Origin of the sequence: Hymenobacter arizonensis, assembly GCF_900115775.1 — a bacterium.
Classification (GTDB): Bacteria; Bacteroidota; Bacteroidia; order Cytophagales; family Hymenobacteraceae; genus Hymenobacter; species Hymenobacter arizonensis.
Genome location: NZ_FOXS01000017.1, coordinates 1 through 3,147 on the forward strand (window position 1 = coordinate 1; position 3,147 = coordinate 3,147).

General features: G+C 64.4%; 2 protein-coding genes. Both read right to left on the minus strand.

The window, feature by feature from the left end; genetic code table 11:
• On the minus strand, positions 1 to 380 hold a 380-nt coding region (locus BMZ66_RS24955; RefSeq protein WP_177204924.1), incomplete at its 3' end, for a family 43 glycosylhydrolase.
• A gap of 38 nt (positions 381 to 418) precedes the next feature.
• A complete protein-coding gene (locus tag BMZ66_RS24960; RefSeq protein ID WP_092679107.1) occupies positions 419 to 2,905 on the minus strand; it encodes a glycoside hydrolase family 95 protein in 2,487 nt (828 codons plus the stop codon).
• Positions 2,906 to 3,147: the final 242 nt, after the last annotated feature.

Consider the following 3,147-nt stretch of genomic DNA (forward strand, 5'->3'; position numbering starts at 1 on the left):
GCCGCGCCGCCCTGGCTGTGGTCGTTTTTCTTATGAAACGTCGACACAAACCAGTAGAACTTGCCCTTGTGGTAGACGCACTGCGCCGCGTAGGCATCGCCGGTAGCCCAGGCAAAGGTTTTGGGCGAGAGGCGCGTGCCGTAGTCCTTCCAGTGCACCAGGTCGGTGGTGGAGTAGATGCGCCAATCCGGCATTTTGTAGTTGGTTTCCTGCACCGAAGCGGTGTCGTGGCTGGTGTACAAAAACAGCGTGTCGCGGTACACGAGCGGCGCGGGGTCGGCCGTAAAAACGTGTTTGATAATGGGATTCTGCGCCCGTGAGGTGGTGCTCGCCGCCAGGGTGAGCAGGGTTATCCAAAAAGCGAGAAGGGCGTTTTTCATAAGGTTAAGTCTGTGGGCAGGGAAGAAAAATGAGGGCATTACCGGGCCTGCAGGGTATAGGTCTTGCCAGCTTTGGTCGAAAAATCATACACGAACGAGGCGGCCAGCGTGGGTTGCTTTGCCACGGTTTTGGCGGATACCAGTGGGGGCTTCACCGCCAGGGTTTGGTAGAAGGAGTTGGCGTTTTCGCCCTGGGCCGCTAGCAGCTTGGTGCCGCCCGTGGCCACCACGGGGCTGTGGACTCGCACGCGGCAGTTGCCCCCGAGGCGCGAGGAGATGCGGACGCGCGTGATTTTGCCCTTGTCCCAGGCCAGGTCGACCACGTAGCCGCCGCGGGCTACCAGGCCGGTTACTTCGCCCGCGGGCCAGGCGTTGGGCAGGGCCGGCAGCAGGTCGAGTACCCCGTCGTGGCTCTGGACCAGCAGCTCGGCCAGGCCCGCCGTGCAGCCGAAGTTGCCGTCAATCTGAAACGGGGGGTGCGCGTCGAGCAGGTTCGGGTAGGTGCCCCCACCCTCCCCCGTGTTGCCGCCTGTCCCGGAGCGCAGGCGCAGCTGCTCGGTGAGCAGCTGGTAGGCGTGGTTGCCGTCCTGCATGCGGGCCCAGAAGTTCACCTTCCAGCCCATCGACCAGCCCGTGGACACGTCGCCGCGCTGGGTGAGGGTGGTGCGGGCCGCTTCGAACAACGCCGGCGTGCGGTAGGGCGAAATCTGGGCGCTCGGGTACAGCCCGTAGAGGTGCGAGATGTGGCGGTGCTGGTCTTTGGGGTCGTCCACGTCCTGCAGCCATTCCTGCACCTGCCCGTACTGGCCAATCTGCATCGGGGCCAGCCGGTCACGCAGGGTGCGCAGCGTATCGGCAAAGGGCTGGTCGAGGCCCAGCCGCTCGGCGGCCTGGATGGTTTTCGAGAACAGGTCGAACACCAGCTGATTATCCATGGTAGTGCCCGCCACAATGGCAATGCGCTTGCCGTTGGGCGCATAGGTATTTTCAGGTGAAACCGACGGGGTCACCACCAGCCACTGGTGGGTGGGCTCGGGCTGCAAGGCATCGACCAGGTAGGTGGCAGCGCCTTTGAGCACGGGGTAATACTCGCGCAGAAACTGCTCGTCGCCGGTGAACTGGTAGTGGTCCCAGAGGTGCTGGCTCAGCCAGGCGCCGCCCATGGGCCAGAGGCCGTACTGCGGCGGGTCGACCTGCCCCGTGATGCGCCAGATGTCGGTATTGTGGTGCAGCATCCAGCCGCGGGCGCCGTACATCTGGCGGGCGCTCTGCTGGCCGGTCACGCTCAGGTCTTTGAGCATGGCAAACAAGGGCTGGTGCAGCTCGCTCAGGTTGGTGATTTCGGCTGGCCAGTAGTTCATTTCGGTGTTGATGTTCACCGTGTACTTGCTGTCCCAGGGGCCTTTGAGCTGGTCATTCCATATGCCTTGCAGATTGGCCGGCTGCCCGCCCGGCTGCGAGCAGGAAATGAGCAGGTAGCGGCCGTACTGAAAATACAAGGCCGCCAGGGCCGGGTCGTGCCCCTGCGCGAAATTTTCGAGGCGCTGGTTGGTGGGGAGCTTGGCGGCGGGTGTCACGCCCAGGTTCAGACTCACGCGGTTGAAGTAGCGCTGGTAGGCAGCGGTGTGCGCGGCCCGGGCCTTTTCGTACTTCTTGCCCACTGCCGAAGTCAGGTAGGCCGTGGCGCGCGCCGCGGCGTTGCCGCTCACATCGTGGTAGTTGACGAAGTTGGTGCCAATGGAGAAATAAAGCGTTGCGCTGTTGGCCTTCTCGATGCGGATGCCCGCGTCGGTGGTTTGCACGGTGCCTCCTTCAGCTACAGCCTGCGCCCGCAGCTGGAAGCGAACCAGGCCCGGCTGGCCTTCGTGCTCGCTGCCGCGGCCATCGAGCACCAGCTGGTTGTTCTCGGCGTGCTGGGTGTGGTCCATCAGGCTCTCCGCGCCCAGCTGGCAGCTAATCTGGCCGGGCTGGCTGGCCGTGAGGCGCACGATAATCACCTGGTCGGGCAGGGAGTTGAACACCTCGCGCCGGTAGCGCACGCCCCCCAGCTGGTAGCTCACCGAGGCCACGGCTCTACCGATGTCCAGGTCGCGCTGGTAGTTGGTGGCCTGCTCGTGGCCAGGAAAGCTCAGGTACACATTGGCCGCCATTTGGTAGGGCATGCCGCTGTTGCCGGCGGGCTGCATCCGGGCCTGTGCCAGGGCCTGCGCTTCCACCAGCTGCCCGGCCAGCAGCTGCGTCCGCAGCTGTTGCACGACCGGCAGCGCGTCAGCCTTCACGTTATTGTTGGGCCCACCTGCCCAAATGGTTTCCTCGTTCAGCTGCAGCCGCTCGCGTTCCGGCGCCCCAAACACCATGGCTCCCAGGCGGCCGTTGCCCAGGGGCAGCGCCTCGTTCCAGTTGGCAGCGGGCCGGTCGTACCACAGCCGCAGAGGTGTCGGCTGAGGCTCGCTCGCGGCACACGGCACCGTGCCCCAGCATAGCAGGAGCAGCCAGCCCCAGGCGGGCCAGGCAAGTTTACTCATGCGCAGGCGGGTTGTGCGGTAAGCCACGGAAGACCGGTTGTAAGTTGGGTAGTAGTAGTTGCAGCAGTTGCAGCTCAGGGTGAACCTCACTGACTAGTCGGGGGCGCATCAGCAAAAAGCAAGGCCGCCGCCCTAAAACAGCTTCTGCGCGAACAAATACAAATCGTGGCGCCAGACGGGCCAGGTGTGGCCGCCGGGGTACTCGCTGTAGGCGTACTTGATGCCGAGCTCGTCCAGCTTGG